The 1176-nt window shown below is 34.9% G+C and carries 1 protein-coding gene and 1 pseudogene; both read right to left on the reverse strand.

What is annotated here, in order from left to right:
* Nucleotides 1-218, reverse strand: a 218-nt coding sequence (locus tag ACFILL_RS09245) for a hypothetical protein (protein ID WP_375643837.1), incomplete at its 3' end; no start/stop codon positions are given.
* A 273-nt stretch (nt 219-491) separates the two neighbouring features.
* A pseudogene (locus tag ACFILL_RS09250) lies at nt 492-1176 on the reverse strand (hypothetical protein); the annotation flags it as partial.

Genomic DNA, 1176 nt, shown 5'->3' on the forward strand with positions numbered 1-1176 from the left:
TATATCCAAGCTTTCACTTGCGCCTTGGTACTGTAATCAACATTACAAGGCATCTCATGATACTGACCACCGTCAAATTCTTCGTATTCTCTTGTGCCATCATCATATTCGTAAAGGTTATAAAAATACTCTGCTACCCCTAATCCCCATGGTGCATGCCCCACCGCCGTTGCAACCCACTTTTTTTGCCCTTTCTGTTTACGTTTTTTTAAAAACATCTGGTTTAATATCCCCTATCTAAATCCATAACTTTACCAATGGGTTTATTTGCCTCAAAATGGACCGTACAGAAGCGTTTTTAATTTCAATGTGGTTTTTATCACAAAATCTTTAAATCGCTCTGTACGGTGCCTTTCTGTCAATTTAAACGCATCTCTATTCTCAAAATCATCAGCAAATTTCACTACTTTGCTGTTTTTTCGGATCCTTTTAAATACAATTTCATGACTGATGCTTCCGAAAAAAGCTCTATTTCTGATCCATAAGTGTCTTTAAGCGTAGATCGCTGTTGGGGGTATGCTAAATCTTTCTGAAAGGTTATTTGCGAAATTGTTTGATGATGATTTATAGCATGCGGTTGCATATAGTTTTTCCGTTTCTAATTTTTTGTGTTTCTTAATTACCAATCCATATTCTGGATGCGTAATCCAATTATCCCAAGCGCTTTGCCAATCGCGTTCATTTGCATTTCGACATGGATTGGTTTTTGAAAAGCGTACAAATTTTTCAAATTCTGATAAGGCTTCACCATGCGTTAATCCTTGTTCAGTTGCGTATTGAAAATCGGGTTTGAAATCTTCTAGTATTCTTTCAACTTCTTGTTTTTCGCTTGTTTTCTTTGTTCCTTCAAAAAAGTTTGCTTTCTCTGGAAAATAAGCAGGCATCATCGTGTCAAAGATTTCTGAAAGTTTTTTTCCAACCTTTTTAACTTTTCGTGAAGGCAATTTCGCAATCATCGCTTCGTTAATTTGCCATCGGTTGTTAACTTCGTTTGAAAGATTGATATTTTGCTCGCGAATGATTGGTTGTTTGGTTTCTATCGTTTTGATTTGCTCTGATTGAACATCATCACACTCGATTGGCTCGTCAACCAAATCGTTTGTTTCTAAATTTTCAAAATCAATTTCTCTTTTTGATAAAATAATATTTTTATTTTTTTTGTTATTGTTATTGTTA

The sequence above is a fragment of the Bartonella sp. AP20NXHL genome, assembly GCF_042196165.1.
Lineage (GTDB): Bacteria > Pseudomonadota > Alphaproteobacteria > Rhizobiales > Rhizobiaceae > Bartonella.